A 21,288-nucleotide genomic window follows, 5' to 3' on the forward strand; every position below is an offset into this window, starting at 1 on the left:
TCGAAGTCGATGGGCTTGCCGCCGGAGACCATCGGCTGGAGTTCGCCGAGGGCGACGTCGCCGTCGGCCTCGCGCTTGAACCAGATGTTGGGGAAGGCCAGGAAACGGTGCCAGGCCACACCCATGTTGGTGTTGAGACCGATGACGATCGCCCAGGTCATCGTAACCCCGAGCTTGATCATCGCGAAGAGGTAGACGAGGTTCTGCAGAACCTCGGTGCTGAGCCCGTCGAAGGCGGCGGTCAGCGGGTACGAGGCGAAGTACGCGGCCTCGTAGTGGCCGACGTGGTGCAGGGCGCCCTCGAGCCCGCGCAGCGCCAGGATGCAGACGCCGATCGTGAGGATGACGTACTCGACGAAGTACGCCTGCCAGGCCTTCGAGCCCGCGAAGCGCGACTTGCGGCCGGCCCGGGTGGGCAGGTTCATCAGCCGGATCGCGATGAGGACGAGGATGCCGACGGTCGTCGCCAGGGCGATGAACTCGGTGTACATCTCGTAGGGCAGGAAGCCGCCGAGCACCGGCAGGGTCCAGTCGGCCTGGAAGAGCTGGCCGTAGGCGGTGACGATCGTCAGACCGAGGGTGAGGAAGCCGACGGCGACGAACCAGTGCGCCACTCCGACCACGCCCCAGCGGTTCATCCGGGTGTGGCCGACGAACTCCTTGGCCAGGGTGATCGTGCGCTGCTTGGGTTCATCGGTACGGCTGCCGGCCGGGACCGGCTGGCCGAGCCTGACGAACCGGTAGATCTGCGCGAAGGCTCGGCCGGCGATCGCCACGCCGACCGCTGTGAGAACCAGCGACACGATGATCGCGGCGAGTTGCATGTGAGGGCTCCTCGGACCTGCGAGAGCTTCTGGGGCGGGACGGGGCGGGTAGTGGGGCCGCGCGGCCTCGCGCCCGGGGACTCCATCTTACTAAGCGGTCACTTTTCCCGTTCGACTGACATTACCCAGGATGGCAGGCCGCATGAAGTCGCCCACTCGGTGATCTGTGTCGCCCAGGCAACCCTTCCCGTCGGCCGAGCGTCCGCGGTGACAGGGGATCCGGCATAAGACTTGAGCGCGGTCGGCTCAGGTCTGTTGACAGGAAAATTGGGATCATGCACGCTTGAGTCTGTTCCACTCAAGTCAGCTGGAGGAAGCGATCATGGCACGTGCGGTCGGCATCGACCTGGGTACGACGAACTCCGTCGTCAGTGTTCTCGAAGGCGGTGAGCCCACCGTCATCACCAACGCCGAGGGCGCCAGGACCACGCCGTCCGTTGTCGCCTTCGCCAAGAACGGCGAGGTGCTGGTCGGCGAGGTCGCGAAGCGCCAGGCAGTCACCAACGTCGACAGGACGATCCGGTCCGTCAAGCGCCACATGGGCACGGACTGGAAGATCGACCTGGATGGCAAGGACTTCAACCCGCAGCAGATCTCCGCGTTCATTCTGCAGAAGCTGAAGCGGGATGCGGAGTCCTACCTCGGCGAGAAGGTCGCGGACGCGGTCATCACCGTCCCGGCGTACTTCAACGACTCCGAGCGCCAGGCCACCAAGGAGGCCGGCGAGATCGCGGGCCTCAACGTTCTGCGCATTGTCAACGAGCCGACCGCGGCCGCCCTCGCCTACGGGCTGGAGAAGGACGACCAGACCATTCTGGTCTTCGACCTCGGCGGCGGCACCTTCGACGTCTCGCTGCTCGAGATCGGCGACGGCGTGGTGGAGGTCAAGGCCACCAACGGTGACAACCACCTCGGCGGTGACGACTGGGACCAGCGCGTGGTCGACTACCTGGTCAAGCAGTTCTCCAACGGTCACGGCGTCGACCTGTCCAAGGACAAGATGGCCCTCCAGCGCCTCCGCGAGGCCGCTGAGAAGGCGAAGATCGAGCTGTCCTCGTCGACCGAGACCACGATCAACCTGCCGTACATCACGGCGTCCGCCGAGGGCCCGCTGCACCTGGACGAGAAGCTCACCCGCGCCCAGTTCCAGCAGCTCACCTCCGACCTGCTCGAGCGCTGCAAGACTCCGTTCCACAACGTCATCAAGGACGCGAACATCCAGCTGTCCGAGATCGACCACGTGGTCCTCGTCGGTGGCTCGACCCGTATGCCGGCCGTCGCCGAGCTCGTCCGTGAGCTGACCGACGGCAAGGAGGCCAACAAGGGCGTCAACCCGGACGAGGTCGTCGCCATCGGCGCGGCCCTCCAGGCCGGTGTCCTCAAGGGCGAGGTCAAGGACGTCCTGCTGCTCGACGTCACCCCGCTGTCCCTCGGTATCGAGACCAAGGGCGGCATCATGACGAAGCTGATCGAGCGCAACACCACGATCCCGACCAAGCGCTCCGAGATCTTCACCACGGCCGAGGACAACCAGCCGTCGGTGCAGATCCAGGTCTACCAGGGCGAGCGCGAGATCGCGGCGTACAACAAGAAGCTCGGAATGTTCGAGCTGACCGGTCTGCCGCCGGCCCCGCGCGGTGTCCCGCAGGTCGAGGTCACCTTCGACATCGACGCCAACGGCATCATGCACGTCGCCGCGAAGGACCTCGGCACGGGCAAGGAGCAGCGGATGACCGTCACCGGTGGCTCCGCGCTGCCGAAGGACGACATCGACCGCATGATGCGCGAGGCCGAGCAGTACGCGGAGGAGGACCACAAGCGCCGCGAGGCCGCCGAGACCCGCAACCAGGCCGAGCAGCTCGTCTACCAGACCGAGAAGTTCCTCAAGGACAACGAGGAGAAGGTCCCGGGTGACGTCAAGACCGAGGTCGAGACCGCGGTCGACGACCTCAAGGAGAAGCTGAAGGGCGAGGACACCGCCGAGATCCGCACCGCGACCGAGAAGGTCGCGGCCGTCAGCCAGAAGCTGGGCCAGGCGATGTACGCCAACGCCCAGGCGGACGGCGCGGGCGCGGACGGTGCCGGCCCCGAGGGTGACGGCCAGGCGAAGGCCCAGGACGACGACGTCGTCGACGCCGAGATCGTCGACGAGGAGAAGCCGAAGGGTGGTGCCGCGTGACGGAGGAGACCCCGGGCTTCGACGAGCAGCCCGACGTCCCTCCCTCCTCGCCCTCCTTCGGTGACGAGGGACCTGCCTCCGCGGCGTCCGGCCCGAACGCTCAGGGCCAGGACGGTGCGGCGAAGGCCGACGGGTCCGCCGACCAGGCGGGCCCGGCGGCCCAGGCCGGGGACGAGCTGCAGACAGTGGGCCTGCAGGCACAGCTGGACCAGGTGCGGATGGCGCTCAATGAGCGCACGGCGGACCTCCAGCGGCTCCAGGCCGAGTACCAGAACTACCGCCGCCGGGTCGAGCGGGACCGGATAACGGTCAAGGAGATCGCCGCGGCGAATCTTCTGACCGAACTGCTTCCGGTGCTCGACGACATCGGCCGGGCGCGCGAACACGGCGAGCTGGTGGGCGGCTTCAAGTCCGTCGCCGAATCGCTGGAGGGCACGGCCGCCAAGATGGGGCTGCAGCAGTTCGGCAAGGAGGGCGAGCCCTTCGACCCGCTGATCCATGAAGCCCTGATGCACAGTTACGCGCCGGACGTCACCGAGACCACGTGCGTGTCGATCCTGCAGCCGGGGTATCGCATCGGCGAGCGAACGATTCGCCCCGCGCGGGTCGCGGTCGCCGAGCCGCAGCCCGGCGCGCAGCCCAAGGGCGGCGCCGAAGGTGACGGGGCGTCGGCGGACGAGGAGAGCGGTGGCCCGGACGAGGGCTGACGCGGCAGCAGGAGAGGAGGGGCGTCGGGGATGAGCCTGAGCAGGGACTTGCTGGAGAAGGACCTCTACAAGGTCCTCGGCGTCCCCAAGGACGCCACCGAGGCGGAGATCAAGAAGGCGTACCGGAAGCTCGCCCGCGAGTACCACCCGGACGCCAACAAGGGCGACGCCAGGGCCGAGGAGCGCTTCAAGGAGATCTCCGAGGCCAACGACGTCCTGGCCGACTCCAAGCGCCGCAAGGAGTACGACGAGGCGCGTGCCCTGTTCGGCAACGGAGGCTTCCGTGCCGGACCGGGCGCGGGCGGCCCCGGCGGCTTCAACTTCGACCTGGGTGACCTCTTCGGAGGCGCCCAGGGCGGAGGCGCGGGCGGCGCGGGCGGCTTCGGCGGCGGTCTCGGTGATGTCTTCGGGGGCCTGTTCAACCGCGGGGGCCCCGGCACCCGCACTCAGCCGCGCCGCGGCCAGGACATCGAGTCCGAGGTGACGCTCAGCTTCACCGAGGCGGTCGACGGGGCCACGGTCCCGCTGCGGATGTCCAGCTCAGCGGCGTGCAAGGCCTGTTCGGGCACCGGCGACAGAAACGGTACTCCTCGGGTGTGTCCGACCTGTGTCGGCACCGGCCAGGTCAGCCGCGGCGGCGGTGGCGGCTTCTCGCTCACCGACCCGTGTGTGGACTGCCGCGGACGCGGCCTGATCGCCCAGGACCCGTGCGAGGTCTGCAAGGGCAGCGGGCGCGCCACCAGCTCCCGCACCATGCAGGTCCGGATTCCCGCCGGGGTGGCCGACGGCCAGCGCATCCGGCTGCGCGGCAAGGGCGCCCCGGGCGAACGGGGCGGCCCCAACGGCGATCTGTACGTGGTCGTGAACGTCGACTCGCACCCGGTCTTCGGGCGCAAGGGCGACAATCTCACCGTCACCGTGCCCGTCACCTACCCGGAGGCGGCGCTCGGCGGCGAGGTCAAGGTGCCCACCCTTGGCGGCCCGCCGGTCACGCTCAAGCTGCCGGCCGGCACGCCCAACGGGCGGACCATGCGCGCCCGCGGGAAGGGCGCGCTGCGCAAGGACGGCACCCGTGGCGATCTGCTGGTCACGGTGGAGGTCGCCGTCCCCAAGGACCTCGGCGGGAAGGCGAAGGAAGCCCTGGAGGCCTTCGCCGAGGCCACGGCGGGCGAGGACCCGCGGGCGGAGCTCTTCCAGGCCGCGAAGGGAGCATGAGATGGACGGCCGAGGATTTCCCGGAGGCAGGGGCGGCAGGAGCCGTAACCCGTACGAGCTGACCGACGAGTCCCCCGTCTACGTCATCTCGGTCGCGGCACAGCTGTCCGGCCTGCATCCGCAGACCCTGCGCCAGTACGACCGGCTGGGCCTGGTCTCCCCGGACCGCACGGCCGGCCGCGGCCGGCGCTACTCGGCCCGGGACATCGAGCTGCTCCGCCAGGTGCAGCAGCTCTCCCAGGACGAGGGCATCAACCTCGCCGGTATCAAGCGCATCATCGAACTGGAGAACCAGGTGACGGCGTTGCAGCAGCGCGTCGCCGAGCTCCAGCAGGCGGTGGAGGGGGCCGCGGCGGCCATGCAGCAGCGCGAGGCCGCAGTACACGCCTCGTACCGGCGGGACCTGGTGCCGTATCAGGACGTCCAGCAGACCAGCGCGCTGGTCGTCTGGCGCCCCAAGCGGAAGAGTTCCGACTAGTTTCCTGGGCCCGGCGTTTCCGGGCGGCCCGTGCCTGTGCGGACGACCCCCCTCCGAATCTCTCGGAGGGGGGTCGTCCGCGGTGCCGGCGCGCGCGAAGACCGGGGCGACCACCGCCCGGCTCGCGGACGCGGCGGCCGAGGCCGGGCCGCTGTACGCCCCGGACCCCGGAAACCGCACCGTCTCCACGATCGGGGGCCGGGGAGCGGTGACCCGCGCCGATGCCGACCGACGACGCCTGCCAGTCCGCGGCGGCCCTGCCGTCGGAACTCCCCGCTGGACCACCGGCCTGCCCTGGGGTCCGTCGGCGAGCGCCGCTGAGTCGACTGGATCACGGTCGGGTGCAACTCGCCGACGCAGAAGGGGAGTTGCCTGGCTGTGCTGCTGCCTCGCCCGGTGGGGGTACTCCGGGCCGTCGCTGTCTCCGTGCCCGGCCACCTGTACGGTAGAGAAACCATACGAGTGCGTACGGAAGCAGGGGGACCGGGCTGTGGTGCGAAACGTTCACGAACGGGTGATCAGGGGGTCCCTCGAGCAGGCCGGCCGACTGCTCGACGGCCTGGGCTCGCCGCAGGACACACTGTGGCCGCGCACGGTCTGGCCCGCTCTTCAGCTGGACGGGCCGCTGGCTGTGGGCGCGTCAGGCGGTCACGCGAAGGTCCGGTACCACGTCGAGGAATACGAGCCCGGTCGTCGCGTGCGCTTCCGGTTCGCCCCCGATTCCCCTCTCGACGGCGTCCATTACGCCGAGGTGGAACCCGCGGGCCCAGGGCGGGTGCGTATGCGGCATGTCCTGGAAGGCCGGCCGAGGTGGATCCTCGGTAAGCGCACGGCGCTGGCCTTCCTCGTGAGCCTCCCGATTCACAATGCCGTCATCGAGGACCTCCTCGACAACGCTGAGCGGACACTGACGGGGACCGTGCGACGGCCCGCACGCTGGTCGCCCTACGTCCGACTGCTGCGCCACCTGCGTGCTCGCCAGGCCCGCAGGACCGTCGCACCTCACAGGGCAGTGGACACGCATCAGGTTCCGTCTTCGGATCGCTAGAGGGCGTGTTTCGCGCCGTACGCCCGAAGGGCGGGGTCCGCGGTGTCTGGTGGTGCGATCGCAAGCGGTGGGGGTACCCCCGACCGGAGGCTGGGGCAGGTCGTCCTCGTACTGGGGTCCCCCATGCCGAAGGCCAGGGGAGTACTCGGACGAGCCCGACAACGCAGCGTGGGGGCACTCCCCCAGCCTTCGAGCGGGGGGACCCCCACCCGGACGGAGTCTGGGGGAGGCACTTTTGAAACACGCCCTGGTGCCGCCTCGGCCAAGGTGTGCCCCCCGGTCGCGAGGGCGGGCGGGGTGCGAGCACGATGGAAGTGTGGCAAGGGAGGCACCGTCATGTTGGAAGTCAAGACGATCGAGAAGCCGGATGAGCGGCGTGACTTTCCCCAGGGCCACCTCGAAGTTCTCCACCTGACCGGGCTGGACTTCGCCGTGGCCACGCTCGAGCCGGGATGGCGCTGGTCGGAATCCGTGGGCCCCATCGCGGGGACCGAGAGCTGCCAGATCCACCACACCGCGATGGTGGTACAGGGGCGGATGCGCATTCAGATGAATGACGGCGCGGAGAGCGAGATCGGACCCGGCGACGTCTACGTCGCGACCCCCGGCCACGACGCCTGGGTGATCAGCGACGAGCCGGTCGTCGCGTACGACTTCGCCGGCGGCACAGCGGCAACGTTCGCCAAGAAGGACTGATCGTAAATGACGTTCGTGCAGATCATCGAGTACGAGACCACCCGCGAAGACGAGATGGAGGACGTCTTCAACCAGTGGCTGGAAGCCACTGAGGGCAAGCGCACGCTCACGCGCGACTCCCACACGCAGGACCGCGACAACCCTCACCACTACGTCGACATCGTGGAGTTCCCCTCCTACGAGGAGGCGATGGTCAACAACGACCTGCCGGAGACACAGCGCGTCGCCGAGCAGTTCCGGGCGCTGTGCACCGGCGAGCCCCGGTTCATCAACCTGGAGGTCATCGAAGAGCAGGCGTGAGGATCAGCTCCGGCAGGCGCGGGTCCGTTGCGCCCTGTCGGGTCTACAGGCGCCGGGCCGTTGCGCCCGGTCGTCGGCCGAGTTCTTGCAGGCGCCGGTCGTGGCGCCCGGTTGTGGGCCGAGATGCCGCACACGCCGGTCTGGGCGTCCCGACGCCCGCCAGTGGCGTGCGCTGGCCGCCGGAGGGCGGGCCGTGAGGGTCACGTCTTCCCGAGGGCGCGGTCGACGGTGATCTCGATGAGGACCCGGTCCGGATTGGGGCCGGGAGTGCGCTCGTAGCGCTCGGCGTAGCGGCGGACCGCGTCCGCGATCGGGGCCGCTTCCGTACGAACCGTCGCCCGGCCCTCCAGCGTCGCCCAGCGGCGCCGGTCCACTTGGCATACGGCGACGCGTGCGCCCTCCGGCCCGGCCGCCGCCCGGATGTTGGCCACCTTGGTGCTGTTCTTGTTGGTGATCACCCGTGCGACTCCGGCCTCGGGGTCGTACGTCACGGCCACCGGCGCCACATGCGGGCTGCCGTCCGGCCGGAGCGTCGTGAGCGTGCACAGATGACGCTCGCGCCAGAAGGCGAGGTACTCCGGGCCGGGGTCGCGGGGGTCGAGGGCCATGCCCCCGACGGTACCCAGGGGCTGCGGGGCCGGGTCCTGGGGGGCCAGGTGCGGCGGCTGCTCGGGACCATGTGCCTATCCGGCGGCCGGCTGACGAGACCTGGCCGGGGGTCGAGCACGGGTACGGGACGGCGCGGGGATGTCCGGGCCGTGCGGGGTGGTGCCCGGCCCGGAGGCGATCAGGGTGCGGATCCGGGTGCGGGCTGTGCTCGTCCCCGGGTCCAGCGTGTGATCCACCGTCTGCTCGCGGCCGACCGGGAAGAGGACGGCGCGGGCACGGCCGGGCACTGATGCGGCACGGACCGGGCAGGCGTGGGGAGAGGGGAGATGCCGAGCTGATCGTCCCATGAAAGCACCTTGAAGGCACCCTGCTGTAGCCTTGAGTTGGTTAGACTCAACTTAATGCAGGTCGAATCTGGCAGGAGCGCTGTGACCAGGACGAGGAGGAGTGCACGCCCGTGGATGCCGAGCTGACCAACAAGAGCCAGGAAGCCATCGCCGCCGCCGGCAGCCGTGCCGTGTCCGCGGGAAACCCCGACATCACCCCGGTGCATCTGCTGCTCTCGCTGCTGGAGGGCCAGGACAACGAGAACCTTCAGGACCTGCTGGCCGCGGTCGAGGCCGACCAGGCCGCCGTACGGTCCGGTGCGGAGCGGCTGCTCGGGGGGCTGCCCAGCGTGCAGGGCTCCACGGTCGCCCCGCCCGAGCCGGACCGCACGCTCCTCGCGGTCGTCGCCGACGCGGCACAGCGCGCCAAGGAGCTCGGCGACGACTATGTCTCCACCGAGCATCTGCTCATCGGGATCGCGGCCAAGGGCGGCCCGGCCGGGCAGCTGCTCGACCAGCAGGGTGCGGGCGCCGAGAGGCTGCTCGACGCCTTCGAGACCACTCGCGGAGGACGACGCGTGACCACGCCCGACCCGGAGGGCACCTACAAGGCCCTGGAGAAGTTCGGCACCGACTTCACGGCTCTCGCCCGTGAGGGCAAGCTCGACCCGGTGATCGGCCGGGACCAGGAGATCCGGCGCGTCATCCAGGTGCTGTCCCGCCGTACCAAGAACAACCCGGTGCTCATCGGTGAGCCCGGCGTCGGCAAGACCGCCGTCGTGGAAGGGCTCGCCCAGCGGGTCGTGAAGGGCGATGTGCCCGAATCGCTGAAGAACAAGCGGCTGGTCGCGCTGGACCTGGGCGCGATGGTCGCCGGAGCGAAGTACCGCGGCGAGTTCGAGGAGCGGCTCAAGACGGTCCTCGCCGAGATCAAGGCCAGCGACGGCCGCATCATCACCTTCATCGACGAGCTGCACACGGTCGTCGGCGCGGGCGCGGGCGGCGACTCCGCCATGGACGCGGGCAATATGCTCAAGCCGATGCTCGCCCGCGGTGAGCTGCGGATGGTCGGCGCGACCACCCTCGACGAGTACCGGGAGCGGATCGAGAAGGACCCGGCGCTGGAGCGGCGTTTCCAGCAGGTGCTGGTCGCCGAGCCGTCCGTCCAGGACTCCATCGCGATCCTGCGCGGGCTCAAGGGCCGGTACGAGGCCCATCACGGGGTACGCATCGCCGACTCCGCGCTGGTCGCCGCCGCCACCCTCTCCGACCGCTACATCACCTCCCGATTCCTCCCCGACAAGGCCATCGACCTCGTCGACGAGGCCGCCGCCCGGCTCCAGATGGAGATCGACTCCTCGCCCGTCGAGGTCGACGAACTCCAGCGCGCCGTCGACCGGCTGCTCATGGAGGAGGAGTCGCTGCTCGCGGCCCAGTCCACCGAGTCCGAGCGGATGTTCCGCAAGAAGCAGGACCGCGAGAAGGACCTCTCCCCGGACGCGCGGGAGCGGCTGGACCGGCTGCGCAAGGACCGGGCCGAAAAGGAGGAGAAGCTGCGCGGTCTGCGGGCCCGCTGGAACGCCGAGAAGGAGATCCACACCCGGGTCGGAGACCTGAAGAAGCGCCTGGACGAGCTTGAGACCGAGCTCGAGCTCGCCGAGCGCAAGGCCCCCGAGACCGGCGACTGGGTCACCCCCGGCCGGCTCCGCTCCGAGGTCATCCCGCAGACCCGGAAGGAACTGGAGGAGGCGACCGCCGAGCAGCAGGCCCTGGAGGGCATGATCGGCGAGGAGGTCGGCCCCGACGACATCGCGGATGTCGTCGCCTCCTGGACCGGCATTCCCGCGGGGCGGCTCCTCGAGGGCGAGACGGAGAAGCTGCTGCGGATGGAGGACGAGCTCGGGAGGCGGCTGATCGGCCAGACCGAGGCCGTACGGGCCGTGTCGGACGCCGTACGCCGTACCCGCGCCGGGATCGCCGACCCCGACCGCCCCACCGGCTCCTTCGTCTTCCTCGGCCCGACCGGCGTCGGCAAGACCGAGCTGGCCAAGGCGCTCGCCGACTTCCTCTTCGACGACGAGCGGGCCATGGTCCGTATCGATATGAGCGAGTACGGCGAGAAGCACTCCGTGGCCCGGCTGGTCGGCGCCCCGCCCGGCTATGTCGGCTACGAGGAGGGCGGTCAGCTGACGGAGGCCGTCCGCCGGCGCCCGTACAGCGTGGTGCTGCTCGACGAGGTGGAGAAGGCGCACCACGAGGTCTTCGACATTCTGCTCCAGGTGCTGGACGACGGAAGGCTAACGGATGGTCAGGGCCGTACGGTCGACTTCCGCAACACCATCCTGATCCTCACCTCCAACCTCGGTTCGCCGTATCTGGTCGACCCCGCGCTGAGCGAGGAGGAGAAGCGGGCGAAGGTCATGGAGATCGTACGGGCCTCCTTCCGGCCGGAGTTCCTCAACCGTCTCGACGACCTGGTGGTGTTCCACGCCCTCGGCGCCGACCAGCTCAAGCGGATCGCCCAGCTCCAGATCGACCATCTCCAGCGCCGTCTCGCCGACCGCCGTCTCACCCTCGATGTCACCGACTCCGCGCTGGAGTGGCTGGCCCACCTCGGCTACGACCCGCGAGGCGCCGAGGACGGCGGAGGGGAGCCCGGCCCGGAGGTCGTGTACGGCGCCCGGCCGCTGCGCCGCCTCGTCCAGACGGCGATCGGCGACCAGCTGGCGAAGGAGATCCTGGCGGGAGAGGTCCACAACGGCGACCGGGTCAGGGTGGACCTGGACGGCAAGGCGCTCACGGTCCGGCCGGTCAGGTGACCGCGGCGGCCCGGTGACTGCGGCCGACCGCGGCACCGGGCCGACCGGCCCGGCCCCGTCGCCGCCCGCCCGGTCGGCTCCAGGCCCGCCGGGCGGCGGTTCCGCCCCCCTCCCTGAGGGCGGCAGTTCCGCCCTCGCACTGCACCGAACGGTCCGATCGTTCCGGCCCGTGCCGGTGACCGTCCGGCAGGGGTTGCCAGGCCCCGCCCGGCATGAGGGAGGATGGGAGAATCCGTACGAAGGGAAATCCACGGTGAGCATCGACCCGTCCTCGATTCCGAATTTCGGGGGCCAGCCCGAACCGCAGCCGTCGGGGCCGGTGGGCCCCGTCGTCCCTGATCAGGACCTGGTCAAGCAGCTCCTCGACCAGATGGAGCTGAAGTACGTCGTCGACGAGGAGGGGGACCTCGCCGCCCCGTGGGAGCAGTTCCGCACGTACTTCATGTTCCGTGGTGAGGAGGAGCAGGAAGTCTTCTCGGTCCGTACCTTCTACGACCGTCCGCACCCCATCGAGTCCAAGCCCCAGCTGCTCGAGTCGATCGACGACTGGAACCGCCGCACCCTGTGGCCGAAGGTCTACAGCCACACCAACGACGACGGCACCGTCCGCCTGATCGGCGAGGCGCAGATGCTGGTCGGCACCGGCGTCAGCCTGGAGCACTTCGTGTCCAGCACCGTCAGCTGGGTACGGGCCTCGATCGAGTTCGACAGGTGGGTCGTGGAGCAGCTCGGTCTGGAGGCGGACGTGGAGTCCGCCGACCCCGACGAGAAGAAGGACGACGACGGCGAGGACTGAGTCCCGTCGGCGGCGTCACGCCGACCGCCCCCGCGAGGCCCGTCAGGGCGCCGAGGTGGCGATCGTGAGCAAGTACGTGCCGTAACAGCAGGAGAGCCCGGCCAGCGCGCCGATCGTCACGGCGACGGTGCGCAGCCGGGCTCTTGCCATGCCGGTGGCCAGCGGCAGCAGCAGCGGGAAGGCCGGGAGCAGGAAGCGCGGTTTGGAGGAGAAGTAGCGCGCCCCGCCGAGCGCGATGACCAGCAGGACGGCGCTGTAGACGAGCAGCGGGAGCGGCGGCCGGTCCAGCAGCAGCAGGACGAACATCAGCACCGCGAGCGTGGCGACGGTGACCACCATGAAGTAGGTGAAGTGCTCACGGCCCACGACGAGATTGCGGACGGACGTCCAGGCGTCCCGGCCGAAGTCGAACTCCGAGCCCCACTTGCGCTGGACCCGGAAGTAGCCGAACAGCGGGCTGCCCTTCTGCCAGCCCACCCACAGGATGTAACCGCACCAGCCGAGGGGCGCCATCACCGCTCCCGCCCACAGCCGCCAGTCCTGGCGGGCCCGCAGCGACAGGCTGTCCGGGACGCGGTTCCGCCACAGCTGGACGATCTGCCAGGCGGCGGCGAGCGAGACGGCGGCCGCGACGGCGATGCCGTTGGGCCGGGAGAGCCCGGCGAGCACGGCGAGCGATCCGGCCCACAGCCAGCGGCCGCTCAGCACGGCGTACAGCGACCAGGCCGCGAAGGCGGTCAGCAGCGACTCGGTGTAGGCCATCGACTGGATGACCGCGTGCGGCAGCACGCCCCAGAGCAGGACGAGCAGAGTGGCGGCCCGGCGCCCGTGCAGCCGCTCGCCGACCGCGTAGATCCCCCAGGCCGCACAGCCCGCCGCAGCCCAGGACACCAGCAGCCCGGCATTGACGAAACCGAGGGAGAGGACGCCGCGGACCGCCCGGACCACGGCCGGATAGAGGGGAAAGAAGGCCAGATCGCTGTAGAGGCGGGTGGGGTCGTCGCTGTGCACGATGGTGCCGTAGCCGTGCTCGGCGACCCGGGAGTACCAGACGGAGTCCCAGGAGAAGCCGAGCAGATTGCGCGGGTGCTTCCCGGTGTGCCAGGCCCAGAGCGTCATGAACGCCAGGCCGGAGAGCCGGGCGGCCGCGTACAGCGTGAGGGCGGGCGCGGCCCGCGACAGCGCTCCGCGGGCCCGTGGGATCAGACCGGCCCGGACCCGTACGGGCCGCGGTCTCGGGGCGCGTACGGGCACATGGGTGTCGGCGGACACGGGGGCACCTCCGGTGCGGCGCGGTGAAGCGGACGCGGACCCGCCCCTCGGGAGGAGCTCGGGAGGAGGACCCTGCATCACCGACCTTGCGCGGCACCCTGTGCCGAGCGCGACCGCTCGCACCCGACGGTGGGCGGAAGTGCACCCGCTCGGGTGCATACGAGCCCGTCGGGGCGGCGGCGGGATGGCCGAGCCTGCCCGTTCGTGGACCGTTCCCCCCGCCGCACGCCTATCGTGAAGCCGGATCTCTGGACTACTTCGGGAAAGCGGGATCGCATGGATACGAGGGGGATGGCCGGCACGCGGAGCACCGCGGGCACGGCGGGCCGGGGCGCCGCGGCGCGCGTCCGGGACATGGGTACGTCGATCTTCACCGAGATGACCGATCTGGCGCGGAGGACGGGCGCCGTGAACCTCGGCCAGGGCGTGCCGGAGCTGGACAGCCCGCCCGCGCTGCTGAAGGACGCGGCGGACGCTCTGCTGGCGGGGAGCAACCAGTACCCGCCGGCCCTCGGCTTTCCGTCGCTGCGTGAGGCCGTCGCGGCGCACCAGCTGCGGCGCTACGGCCTGGACTACCGGCCGCAGGGGGAGGTGCTGATCACCACGGGTGCGACGGAGGCGCTCGCTTCGGCGCTGCTGGCCTTCTGCGACCCCGGCGACGAGATCATCGCCTTCGACCCGTGCTACGACGCCTATGCGGCGGATGCCCGGCTGGCCGGCGCCCGTCTCGTCGGAGCACCTCTGGTCCTCGACGGCGACGGCTTCGCTCTCGACGCCGACGCGCTGCGCGCCGCGGTGTCCCCGCGGACACGGGTGCTGATCCTGAACACCCCGCACAACCCCACGGGCAAGGTGTTCACCGCAGACGAGCTGGCGGTGATCGCCGAGGTGTGCCAGGAGCACGATCTGACCGTCGTCACGGACGAGGTCTACGAGCATCTGGCGTACGACGGTACGCGCCATGTGCCGATCGCCTCGCTGCCGGGGATGCGTGAGCGCACCCTGACGATCTCCTCCGCGGGCAAGACGTTCAACGTCACGGGCTGGAAGATCGGCTGGATCTGCGGTCCGGCCCCGCTCGTCGCCGCGGTGGGGGCCGCGAAGCAGTTTCTGACGTACGCCTCCGGCACCCCGTACCAGGAGGCGCTGGCCCGGATGCTCGGTTCCGTGGAGGAGTGGGCCGGAGAGCTGCGCACCACCCTGCGGAACCATCGCGATCTGCTGACCGACGGCCTGGCGCGGGCAGGGCTGCGCCCCTTCCGCGCGGAAGCCGGGTACTTCGTACAGGCGGACGTACGGCCGTGGGGGTATGCCGACGGCGTGGAGTTCTGCCGGGAACTGCCCGAGCGCGCAGGGGTCGTGGCCATCCCCACCTCGGCCTTCTATCTGGAGGCGGGGGCCCCGGCCTGGCTGGTCCGGTTCTCCTTCTGCAAGCGCGAGGAGTCGATCCGTACGGCCGTGGACCAGCTGGTGCGTGCCACCTGACGCGGCGGGCGGGGACCGTGGGGGCGGCCGGGCGCAGGCCGGGGCCCGGCCGCCCCTGAACCTCTGGACTTCCTCAACTCACCTTCGCGGATGAGCACCTGCGCCGGCACCCACGGCGCCGTCGCTGAGCAGGGGGAGTGCTGTCGTCGGTTGTCGTCATCTGTCGTCGTTGGCCGCCCTCGGACGGCCCACAGACGGCCCAGCCCGCTCAAAGTGGCGGGCCGTCCGAGGACCCGGGCAGGGCGTGTGGCCTACCTGCCCCGCTCTCATCCGGACCGATGACGAGTGACCTGTCCACGAGTAGTCCACAGCCTTGGAGGCAGTTGCTGATTTAGACTGATAAAACGTACGCGGGGAGAGCGTAGGACGCCATCATCCCGCAGACGGTGGCTTCCGACTTGATCCTGCTTTTCGAGCGCTTGGTATCAGCCCGAAGGGTGGGCATCGCCATGAACTACCCCGCACGACCTTCATGATCATGGCCGGGTTCAGGGAGGGTTGAAGTGCAATGTTCGACGTGATTGCTCTCGCATGTACTCTCACATTCGGCGTCATAGGGATCTACTACATGAGAGAGGCGATTCTTCCGCCAAAGCGTCAACTTTCCTACCGGGTACATAGCCGCGACCCGCTCATAAACCCTAATTCCATTTCTTCCGGTCGGACTGTCGTCACTCACAACGGCGTCATCATGCAGAATCCCCATGTATTGGTTGTATCCTTGACGAACACCGGTCGCCATGCAGTGGCTAGTGACTACTTTGATCAGGGGCGGCCCCTCACGTTCGAGTTGAGCACTCCCGTGCTCGATGTGACTTCCGTGACGGGTAGAACCCTCGCAATTCTCGCACCCCAGGGAAACACCATTTCCTTTGGGCCGGAGTTGATAAAAAAGGGGCAGACAGTGACATTCACCGCGCTTACGGAAGGAGAGCCCCGCCTCGCGGTTCGCGATAACATCGTCGATGCGAAGGTAATTGACGAAGCAGCGCGGGTAGTTCAGTGCCGTAAATTCGGCGTCCTCATTGGGGTAGCGTTTCTCGCGGCTGCAGTAGCGGTAGCGGCTATCGGGTTGCTCGTGTCGGGGTGACGTTGGTGTATCGATCAGGGAAACGACGCGCCATGCGGCTTGTTGCGGACCTCGCTGGCTCGACGACCTAGTGCTCAACGGTGTCGGCGACTGCCATCATCGTCCAGGGCATCTCGTGCTTGAGCTATGAATCTTGCCAAACTCTCGGAAAGTTCCTTGCTGAAAGCTCTGGCGTCGCGCTCAAGGATCGACTTTGCGTGGCCACCTTCCGAAAATGCGTGAGCGCATATGGTAAGACTTTGGCACGCATCTTTTATCGCTGATGCTGTCTGAGCTATTTCGGCTGGGCCCGCCAGTACAACGTCCAGCCAAGTTTCCTGAATGCTGTCGGTCATTTCGCTGAATCGACCAATGCGTTCCTGAGCTTCCAGCTCATCCCTGTCGAAAGCGGCGATCAGGAGTGGTAATGCCGCAAAGTGCCATTCGGCGTTGTTCGCGGCTCCAATGAATCTCTTATAGATCTCCTGGCGTGGTTCCCTGCGTTGTCTGCGATGCTCGGCCCGCGCCGCGATCTTTGCTTGCTCTCGTGAAGCCCAACCGGTGGCTATCGCAGCCCCGGTCGTCGCCAATGCCCCTGCGGTGGCCCCAAGAACAGCCGCCATGCCTGCGTCCATAGCCATCAAGCTACTGTGTGACGCTGGATACTTGGGCCACATTCGCTTTCGAGATCTGTTCGGCCTGGTCAAGGCCTGATTCGGAGCCGTTCATCCCCGTTCATTCCCGCACTTCGGCCCGTGCAGTGCACCGCCGTGAACGGTGCTGGACGGGCATGAATACGCATGCGCTGACTGGGGCGTCAGCCCTTCCGTGACGTCTCGTCGATGGGCGCGGCCGCCTCCAGTGCCGAGAGCACGGCTGCAGGATCGCCGGCGTACGTGATGTGCGGTTCGTCCGACTCGGGAGGGACGAACCGGTTGCGGTACCGCTGAAGGTCGCTCTCGGAGAAGTAGATCGCGTTCGGATCGTGCGCATGATCCTCATTGCGCTTGCTGATCCGTGACCAGAGTTCCTCATGGCTTGCTTCGAGATAGACCAGCATCGGTGCGGCGCCGGCGTCGGTCGCGATGGCTCGCCACTTGGCACGGTCGTCCGGCGTCCAAAAGCCGTGGTCAACCACCACATCGTGCCCCGCGAGGAGTAGCTCGCGCAGCTCAAGCGCGATGTCCTCAAGGACCGGGCGCTCAAGGGTCGGGAAAGTGCCGCGCGGGAAGTCGACCCCATACACGCCATGGCGGCGGTACATCTCCTCATCCGGGCACAGGCGTACGAACCCGCGATCAGTGAGTGTGCGGGAAAGCGTGGTCTTGCCGGAGCCGGGGAGGCCGGCCATCAGGACGCAGAACGGTGGGCGTGGGGACATGGGGCTCGTCAGGGTCTCGAAGATCGTGGCCATCTCTTGTTCGGCTTCGGGCGTGATTGTGCCAGCCCTGCGAGCCGCAAGCAGTGCGCCCAAGCGGTCTTCGAGCACACTCGCGAGCGTGTCATCCATGACCGTCACGAGGAAACCTCCGATTCCGTCCGCCACGTGCGACCAGGACCTCCTAGGTCGACGCCGTACTCCACGATGCTTCCCTCGCTGTTGACGAACTTAGCGGTCATCACGACCACTGGTTCGGTCGGCGGGTCACTGGGGTCTAGCTCCAGAAGCTGTGCGTCCTCGGCTGTGAGCAGGCGTGCCGAGGCCGTGTCGATGCGATGGCTGATCGGGTGGCCGGTCGCCTCGGCGATGAGCTGGAGTGAGGTGCCCCCGGTCAGGCGCTCGCTCATGGTCAGTTGGGGGATCAGCTTCGCGTACCGAGCAGGGATCCAGGACGTGCTGTGCGCCACGATGCCGTGTCGGTCCCTGTAGACCCGGCGTCGGCGGATCACGTCGGAACCAGGCTCGATGTCCAGGGCCTCAGCCACCTCAGTAGGGGCGGGCACGACAGCGGCCTGGTGGGAGTCGGACCGCTCGCCAGACCCCCAGCTCGACCCGGTGCGGCGGCCCCGGTCCTGGCGCTGGGATCCGGAGGACATCGGGGCCGGCAGGTCCATGACCTCGGTCCCGATCCCGTGAATCCCTCTGACCAGGCCATCGTTACGCAGCTTGCGCAGTGCCTTTTCCGCCGTTGCGGTGCTTACGTTCCACTCCTCCGAGAGCTTCTTGATGCTCGGTAGAAGCGTTCCGGGCTGTAGCTGACCCGAGGCGATCAGCTCCGCATAGTGGGCGGCAATACGTGCGTACGGCGCCCGATTGTCGGCCTGACCAGCCATTACGTCAGCTCCCTCGTCTAAGTGCCCTTAGGTTCCCTAGCTTACCGCTTGACACCGCAGGGAACCCTAGGGAACCTTAGGGATGTGCCCGCCGGTCGGTTCGGCCGAACAGCGGGTGCGGGACCTTAAGGCGCCCTGGTGCAGGGCGCGTTCAAGGTCAAGGGGCCCGGGACAGAGCGGGCCGAGGGGACCGGATCCCTGGTCAACCGGATGGCTAGGCCGAAAGGCCAACGTCTCCATACGCCTACAAACGGGAGCTCGTGTTCCCGAAGGAGACAGCAAGACCTCGGCCGTACCGCCGCTTTCCAGCGGCGGCCGGTTGCCTCCGCTGCTCGTCCCGTACGAGCAGCGCTGAGGGGAGCCGCGAGGGCTTCACCAGCCGAGAGGACTGTTCATGGACCGCATGAAGTCACAGGCCGCGAAGAACCGCGAGGTGGCGAAGGTGCTGCGCCGCCGGGGCAAGGACACCGCCGCGAAGGAGATGGAGGACCGGGCCGACGAGTTGGAGGCCGGTCGGGTCACCGACTGCACCGACGCCGTCAGCAGCCTCATCTCCTGGGCCTTTCGCCCCTGACCTCAGACCTGCTTCATCCACAAACGGCGCGCCCCCGGAGCTGCAACTCCAGGGGCGCTGTCGGGCCGTCCACCTGTGAGAGGACACACGACCCAATGAGCCACATCGTTACTGTTCAGGCCGCTGTTACCGCGTTCGCCGACTTCATGGAGCCGACGGACGCGGAGCTGGATGCGATCGAGCAGGAGATGCCCGTCATCCGGGCGGACATCGAGCTGCTGGATGCGCAGATCATCACCCTGGACCGCATCCCGACCGAGATGGACACCCGGCGCATCCGCCGGGCCCGCCGCCGGGCGCTGGCCGCCAGGGTCGCACAGCTCAACCTCAATGCGGCCGTTGCGAGCCTTCCCGGGGGTGCCGCGTGAGCGCCATCGACCGGAACGTGACCGCCGCCCACGCTGAGGTGAAGGCGGAGATTGCGCGGACGGACACGAAGACTGCGTTGCTGCTGGCGTTCGTCGGCGCGGTGCTCGCCGGTACCTGGACGGTCGCTCGCGACGTGCCGCTGACCGTGCCCGCCGTCGTCGCGGGCGGTCTCGGTCTCGTGCTGCTGGTGGCGGCGGCCGGTCTGCTGCTGCGGTCGGTGCGCCCGAACCTTGGCGGCCGGCACGGCTTCCCGCTGTGGGCCACGCTCACCGCTGACGAGATCGGCGCCGCCGTCGCCCGGGATCTGGCCACCGATATCGCCGGACTGTCCCGGCTCGCGGTCGCCAAGTTCACGTGCCTGCGCCGCGCGGTCGACCTCACCCTGACCGGCGGCGCGCTGCTCATCCTCGCCGCGCTACTCACGGCGGGAGGCGCGCTGTGAACAGGCTGACCGCGCAGATGGCGAGCAACGGCGGGCCGTGGCGCCTGTACGTCGTCCTGTACGGCGAGAGCGAGTGGCCCACCGTCCGGTGGGAGTCCGGCCCGGTGCCCACCGGGGCGCAGCGTCGGGAGGCACTGGCCTCCCTCGGTTACGAGGTCGCACCCGGTGCGGAGTGGTCCTGGATCGAGGACAGCCAGGAGCACGACGACGACAGCACGCCGGTCGTCCTGATCGCGGCCGTGGACGTGCGCGAGCAGGACGGGGCTACCGCATGAGTGCGAAGACCGTTCTGCCGGCCGTCGCGATGACGGCCGTGTCCATGGTGCTGACCCTGGCCGTGGTCGTGATGTGGCTGGGCACGGCCGTGCCGTGGCCGGTGGCCGTGGTCGTCGGTCTGGGCATCGACGGCGGATGGCTGGCCACGCTCGCCTACGAACGCCGCCTGGCCGCGCAGGGCGACCATAACCGCACCGTGACCGCCGTCGGCTGGTCCTTCGGCCTCATCGCCGCCGGCGTTCTGGTCGCCCACGCGCTCACCGCTGAGGACTCTGCCGGTGCGTGGCTGGCCGTGGCGTGGCTGCCGATCGCGGCCAAGGCACTGTGGCTGGTGCACGGCATGTGGGAGCGGACCGCGCTCACCCCGAACGCGCTGGACGCCATCCGGGGCATCCAGCAGGAAGCCCGCGATGAGGCGGCCGTTGCCCGCGCCCGGCTGCGGGCGGAAGCGGCCACCGAGGAGACCCGGCTGACGGCCGTGACGGCGGCCGGCGCCCGCGTCGCCCACGTCCAGGCGAAGACCGCGCAGACGCTGTCTCAGGCGTGGTCGACGCTGGAAACGGCCCGGCAGGGCGAGGAGACCGGCAGGGCGCTGACCAGCGTGACGAGCCCCGTCACACCCGGCGTCACGTCCCGCTGGGAACTGCCGGTGTGGGGCCCGAGCGAGCCGACCGGAGCACCCGCGCTGGAAGCCGTACCCGCCCTCACCGACGATGCGCTTGACGTCTTGGTCGACGACATCCGTCACAGCCAGACCCCGGCCCTGTCGTACCGGGAGATGGCGGCCCGCTTCCGCGCGGCCGGCCACTCCGCATCCGAGGTCCGCCTACGGGCCGCCTGGAAGCGCGTCGCCTGATGGGCGCGCTGCCGGTGTTCCGGTGGCGCCTGGCCCCGGACGGCTACGCCACCCGCCGTCAACTCAGGGCGCGCGGTTTGCGGCCCGGAGGTCAAGGGGTGGCCGCGCAGCTCGAACGGCCACGCCGCCGCCGGGAACCGCTGGTCGCCTACCTCTACCGCGTCGACCTCGCCCAGCCCGTGCGGCCGATGACCCCGGGCCGGTGGGCAGCGCTGGCGAAAGCGAACGCCGCCCGCCGCATCTGCCCGCAGTGCCGCGATGCGGGGTACGTCATCCCCACTTCGCTCGGCACCTGCGCGCCCTGCGCCTACCCCGAATCCTCCGACTCTCCGAGGAGCGTCTGACCATGCGCAACGCCGACATCCGCCGCCTGGACCGAGAGATCCAGACGACGACGAAGAAGCTGGAAGCGGTCCGCCGGGGCGAGTGGTGGCCGCTGAATGGCAGCGAGCGCCGGGCCATGGCCCGCGCCCTGGCCGGCGGCGCCTACAAGGTGGCCCGGGGGCGTAGCGCGGGCCGTGACGAACAGCGCATGGACACGACCGGCAACGCCGCCGAGATGCGGCTGAACGCGGAGCTGACCGCCCTGCACGCCGAGCGGCAGCGACTCACGACCGAGGCCGCCCGCGAAAAGGCCAAGAAGAAGTCGTCCGGTTGGTTCTGACCAGCCATCA

Annotated in this window: 24 protein-coding genes and 1 pseudogene; 18 read left to right on the forward strand and 7 right to left on the reverse strand. The window is 69.2% G+C overall.

Annotation, left to right across the window (positions count from 1 at the left end):
- A pseudogene (locus ACTWQE_RS21340) lies at positions 1-824 on the reverse strand (Fe-S oxidoreductase); the annotation flags it as partial.
- 322 nt (positions 825-1,146) lie between these two features.
- Here ACTWQE_RS21340 and dnaK point away from each other — a divergent pair.
- The 7 genes from dnaK to ACTWQE_RS21375 all read left to right on the forward strand — a co-directional run bounded on the left by dnaK (position 1,147) and on the right by ACTWQE_RS21375 (position 7,447).
- On the forward strand, positions 1,147-3,003 hold the full coding sequence (dnaK, locus tag ACTWQE_RS21345; RefSeq protein WP_443330608.1) for a molecular chaperone DnaK: 1,857 nt from the start codon (positions 1,147-1,149) through the stop codon (positions 3,001-3,003).
- Positions 3,000-3,710 carry a nucleotide exchange factor GrpE gene (gene grpE / locus ACTWQE_RS21350; RefSeq protein ID WP_443330609.1) on the forward strand — a complete coding sequence of 237 codons (711 nt, stop codon included), beginning with the start codon at positions 3,000-3,002 and terminating at the stop codon, positions 3,708-3,710. The genes dnaK and grpE overlap by 4 nt, the downstream gene beginning before the upstream one ends.
- A gap of 30 nt (positions 3,711-3,740) precedes the next feature.
- Positions 3,741-4,925: a molecular chaperone DnaJ gene (gene dnaJ, locus ACTWQE_RS21355; RefSeq protein WP_443330610.1), complete on the forward strand. Its 1,185-nt coding sequence runs from the start codon at positions 3,741-3,743 to the stop codon at positions 4,923-4,925.
- A 1-nt stretch (position 4,926) separates the two neighbouring features.
- Complete coding sequence (locus ACTWQE_RS21360) at positions 4,927-5,403, forward strand: heat shock protein transcriptional repressor HspR (RefSeq protein ID WP_443330611.1); 477 nt, start codon at positions 4,927-4,929, stop codon at positions 5,401-5,403.
- Between the two features lie 490 nt (positions 5,404-5,893).
- Positions 5,894-6,451 (forward strand): SRPBCC family protein, encoded by a 558-nt coding sequence (locus ACTWQE_RS21365; RefSeq protein WP_443330612.1) that lies wholly within the window; start codon positions 5,894-5,896, stop codon positions 6,449-6,451.
- 336 nt (positions 6,452-6,787) lie between these two features.
- On the forward strand, positions 6,788-7,147 hold the full coding sequence (locus ACTWQE_RS21370) for a cupin domain-containing protein (protein ID WP_443330613.1): 360 nt from the start codon (positions 6,788-6,790) through the stop codon (positions 7,145-7,147).
- Positions 7,148-7,153: 6 nt separating this feature from the next.
- Positions 7,154-7,447, forward strand: a complete 294-nt coding sequence (locus tag ACTWQE_RS21375; RefSeq protein ID WP_443330614.1) for a hypothetical protein — start codon at positions 7,154-7,156, stop codon at positions 7,445-7,447.
- A gap of 200 nt (positions 7,448-7,647) precedes the next feature.
- On the opposite strand, the gene ACTWQE_RS21380 is transcribed toward ACTWQE_RS21375, so the two are convergent.
- Both ACTWQE_RS21380 and ACTWQE_RS21385 read right to left on the reverse strand, forming a co-directional pair.
- A complete protein-coding gene (locus tag ACTWQE_RS21380; protein WP_443330615.1) occupies positions 7,648-8,055 on the reverse strand; it encodes a pyridoxamine 5'-phosphate oxidase family protein in 408 nt (135 codons plus the stop codon).
- A 75-nt stretch (positions 8,056-8,130) separates the two neighbouring features.
- Positions 8,131-8,403, reverse strand: coding sequence for a hypothetical protein (locus ACTWQE_RS21385; protein ID WP_443330616.1), 273 nt, complete (start codon positions 8,401-8,403; stop codon positions 8,131-8,133).
- Between the two features lie 110 nt (positions 8,404-8,513).
- On the opposite strand from ACTWQE_RS21385, the gene ACTWQE_RS21390 reads away from it, so the two are divergent.
- Both ACTWQE_RS21390 and ACTWQE_RS21395 read left to right on the forward strand, forming a co-directional pair.
- The gene (locus ACTWQE_RS21390; RefSeq protein ID WP_443330617.1) at positions 8,514-11,201 is read left to right on the forward strand and encodes an ATP-dependent Clp protease ATP-binding subunit; all 2,688 of its coding nucleotides are present in this window, start codon (positions 8,514-8,516) and stop codon (positions 11,199-11,201) included.
- Positions 11,202-11,454: 253 nt separating this feature from the next.
- Positions 11,455-11,997: a YbjN domain-containing protein gene (locus ACTWQE_RS21395; protein WP_443330618.1), complete on the forward strand. Its 543-nt coding sequence runs from the start codon at positions 11,455-11,457 to the stop codon at positions 11,995-11,997.
- A 42-nt stretch (positions 11,998-12,039) separates the two neighbouring features.
- Here the strand turns inward: ACTWQE_RS21395 and ACTWQE_RS21400 are convergent, their stop codons facing one another.
- Complete coding sequence (locus ACTWQE_RS21400) at positions 12,040-13,269, reverse strand: hypothetical protein (protein ID WP_443330619.1); 1,230 nt, start codon at positions 13,267-13,269, stop codon at positions 12,040-12,042.
- 291 nt (positions 13,270-13,560) lie between these two features.
- On the opposite strand from ACTWQE_RS21400, the gene ACTWQE_RS21405 reads away from it, so the two are divergent.
- Positions 13,561-14,754 carry an aminotransferase class I/II-fold pyridoxal phosphate-dependent enzyme gene (locus tag ACTWQE_RS21405; protein ID WP_443330620.1) on the forward strand — a complete coding sequence of 398 codons (1,194 nt, stop codon included), beginning with the start codon at positions 13,561-13,563 and terminating at the stop codon, positions 14,752-14,754.
- 508 nt (positions 14,755-15,262) lie between these two features.
- Positions 15,263-15,844: a hypothetical protein gene (locus ACTWQE_RS21410; protein WP_443330621.1), complete on the forward strand. Its 582-nt coding sequence runs from the start codon at positions 15,263-15,265 to the stop codon at positions 15,842-15,844.
- Positions 15,845-15,918: 74 nt separating this feature from the next.
- On the opposite strand, the gene ACTWQE_RS21415 is transcribed toward ACTWQE_RS21410, so the two are convergent.
- The 3 genes from ACTWQE_RS21415 to ACTWQE_RS21425 form a co-directional block, all read right to left on the reverse strand.
- Positions 15,919-16,464, reverse strand: a complete 546-nt coding sequence (locus ACTWQE_RS21415; RefSeq protein WP_443330622.1) for a hypothetical protein — start codon at positions 16,462-16,464, stop codon at positions 15,919-15,921.
- A 176-nt stretch (positions 16,465-16,640) separates the two neighbouring features.
- Positions 16,641-17,342 carry an AAA family ATPase gene (locus ACTWQE_RS21420; protein WP_443330623.1) on the reverse strand — a complete coding sequence of 234 codons (702 nt, stop codon included), beginning with the start codon at positions 17,340-17,342 and terminating at the stop codon, positions 16,641-16,643.
- Positions 17,339-18,097: a GntR family transcriptional regulator gene (locus ACTWQE_RS21425; RefSeq protein ID WP_443330624.1), complete on the reverse strand. Its 759-nt coding sequence runs from the start codon at positions 18,095-18,097 to the stop codon at positions 17,339-17,341. Before ACTWQE_RS21425 ends, ACTWQE_RS21420 begins: the two co-directional genes overlap by 4 nt.
- Before the next feature lie 394 nt (positions 18,098-18,491).
- On the opposite strand from ACTWQE_RS21425, the gene ACTWQE_RS21430 reads away from it, so the two are divergent.
- The 7 genes from ACTWQE_RS21430 (at position 18,492) to ACTWQE_RS21460 (ending at position 21,278) form a co-directional block, all read left to right on the forward strand.
- Complete coding sequence (locus ACTWQE_RS21430; RefSeq protein WP_443330625.1) at positions 18,492-18,671, forward strand: hypothetical protein; 180 nt, start codon at positions 18,492-18,494, stop codon at positions 18,669-18,671.
- Between the two features lie 95 nt (positions 18,672-18,766).
- A complete protein-coding gene (locus tag ACTWQE_RS21435) occupies positions 18,767-19,039 on the forward strand; it encodes a DUF6284 family protein (RefSeq protein ID WP_443330626.1) in 273 nt (90 codons plus the stop codon).
- Positions 19,036-19,482, forward strand: a complete 447-nt coding sequence (locus ACTWQE_RS21440; protein ID WP_443330627.1) for a Pycsar system effector family protein — start codon at positions 19,036-19,038, stop codon at positions 19,480-19,482. Before ACTWQE_RS21435 ends, ACTWQE_RS21440 begins: the two co-directional genes overlap by 4 nt.
- Complete coding sequence (locus ACTWQE_RS21445) at positions 19,479-19,757, forward strand: DUF6303 family protein (RefSeq protein WP_443330628.1); 279 nt, start codon at positions 19,479-19,481, stop codon at positions 19,755-19,757. The genes ACTWQE_RS21440 and ACTWQE_RS21445 overlap by 4 nt, the downstream gene beginning before the upstream one ends.
- Positions 19,754-20,614 (forward strand): protein spdB, encoded by an 861-nt coding sequence (locus ACTWQE_RS21450; protein ID WP_443330629.1) that lies wholly within the window; start codon positions 19,754-19,756, stop codon positions 20,612-20,614. The genes ACTWQE_RS21445 and ACTWQE_RS21450 overlap by 4 nt, the downstream gene beginning before the upstream one ends.
- Positions 20,614-20,958 carry an RRQRL motif-containing zinc-binding protein gene (locus ACTWQE_RS21455; RefSeq protein ID WP_443330630.1) on the forward strand — a complete coding sequence of 115 codons (345 nt, stop codon included), beginning with the start codon at positions 20,614-20,616 and terminating at the stop codon, positions 20,956-20,958. The genes ACTWQE_RS21450 and ACTWQE_RS21455 overlap by 1 nt, the downstream gene beginning before the upstream one ends.
- 2 nt (positions 20,959-20,960) lie before the next feature.
- Entirely contained in the window at positions 20,961-21,278 is a 318-nt protein-coding gene (locus ACTWQE_RS21460; protein WP_443330631.1) for a hypothetical protein, read from the forward strand.
- Positions 21,279-21,288 lie beyond the last annotated feature (10 nt).

Origin of the sequence: Streptomyces sp. 8N706 (genome assembly GCF_052245415.1) — a bacterium.
GTDB lineage: Bacteria > Actinomycetota > Actinomycetes > Streptomycetales > Streptomycetaceae > Streptomyces.

Coding starts and splice junctions, on each gene's coding strand:
- dnaK (WP_443330608.1), top strand. CDS start 1,147: ATGGCACGTGCGGTCGGCATCGACCTGGGTACGACGAACTCCGTCGTC.
- dnaJ (WP_443330610.1), top strand. CDS start 3,741: ATGAGCCTGAGCAGGGACTTGCTGGAGAAGGACCTCTACAAGGTCCTC.
- ACTWQE_RS21360 (WP_443330611.1), top strand. CDS start 4,927: ATGGACGGCCGAGGATTTCCCGGAGGCAGGGGCGGCAGGAGCCGTAAC.
- ACTWQE_RS21370 (WP_443330613.1), top strand. CDS start 6,788: ATGTTGGAAGTCAAGACGATCGAGAAGCCGGATGAGCGGCGTGACTTT.
- ACTWQE_RS21375 (WP_443330614.1), top strand. CDS start 7,154: ATGACGTTCGTGCAGATCATCGAGTACGAGACCACCCGCGAAGACGAG.
- ACTWQE_RS21380 (WP_443330615.1), bottom strand. CDS start 8,055: ATGGCCCTCGACCCCCGCGACCCCGGCCCGGAGTACCTCGCCTTCTGG.
- ACTWQE_RS21385 (WP_443330616.1), bottom strand. CDS start 8,403: ATGGGACGATCAGCTCGGCATCTCCCCTCTCCCCACGCCTGCCCGGTC.
- ACTWQE_RS21405 (WP_443330620.1), top strand. CDS start 13,561: ATGGCCGGCACGCGGAGCACCGCGGGCACGGCGGGCCGGGGCGCCGCG.
- ACTWQE_RS21410 (WP_443330621.1), top strand. CDS start 15,263: ATGTTCGACGTGATTGCTCTCGCATGTACTCTCACATTCGGCGTCATA.
- ACTWQE_RS21415 (WP_443330622.1), bottom strand. CDS start 16,464: ATGGCTATGGACGCAGGCATGGCGGCTGTTCTTGGGGCCACCGCAGGG.
- ACTWQE_RS21425 (WP_443330624.1), bottom strand. CDS start 18,097: ATGGCTGGTCAGGCCGACAATCGGGCGCCGTACGCACGTATTGCCGCC.
- ACTWQE_RS21430 (WP_443330625.1), top strand. CDS start 18,492: ATGGACCGCATGAAGTCACAGGCCGCGAAGAACCGCGAGGTGGCGAAG.
- ACTWQE_RS21435 (WP_443330626.1), top strand. CDS start 18,767: ATGAGCCACATCGTTACTGTTCAGGCCGCTGTTACCGCGTTCGCCGAC.
- ACTWQE_RS21450 (WP_443330629.1), top strand. CDS start 19,754: ATGAGTGCGAAGACCGTTCTGCCGGCCGTCGCGATGACGGCCGTGTCC.
- ACTWQE_RS21455 (WP_443330630.1), top strand. CDS start 20,614: ATGGGCGCGCTGCCGGTGTTCCGGTGGCGCCTGGCCCCGGACGGCTAC.
- ACTWQE_RS21460 (WP_443330631.1), top strand. CDS start 20,961: ATGCGCAACGCCGACATCCGCCGCCTGGACCGAGAGATCCAGACGACG.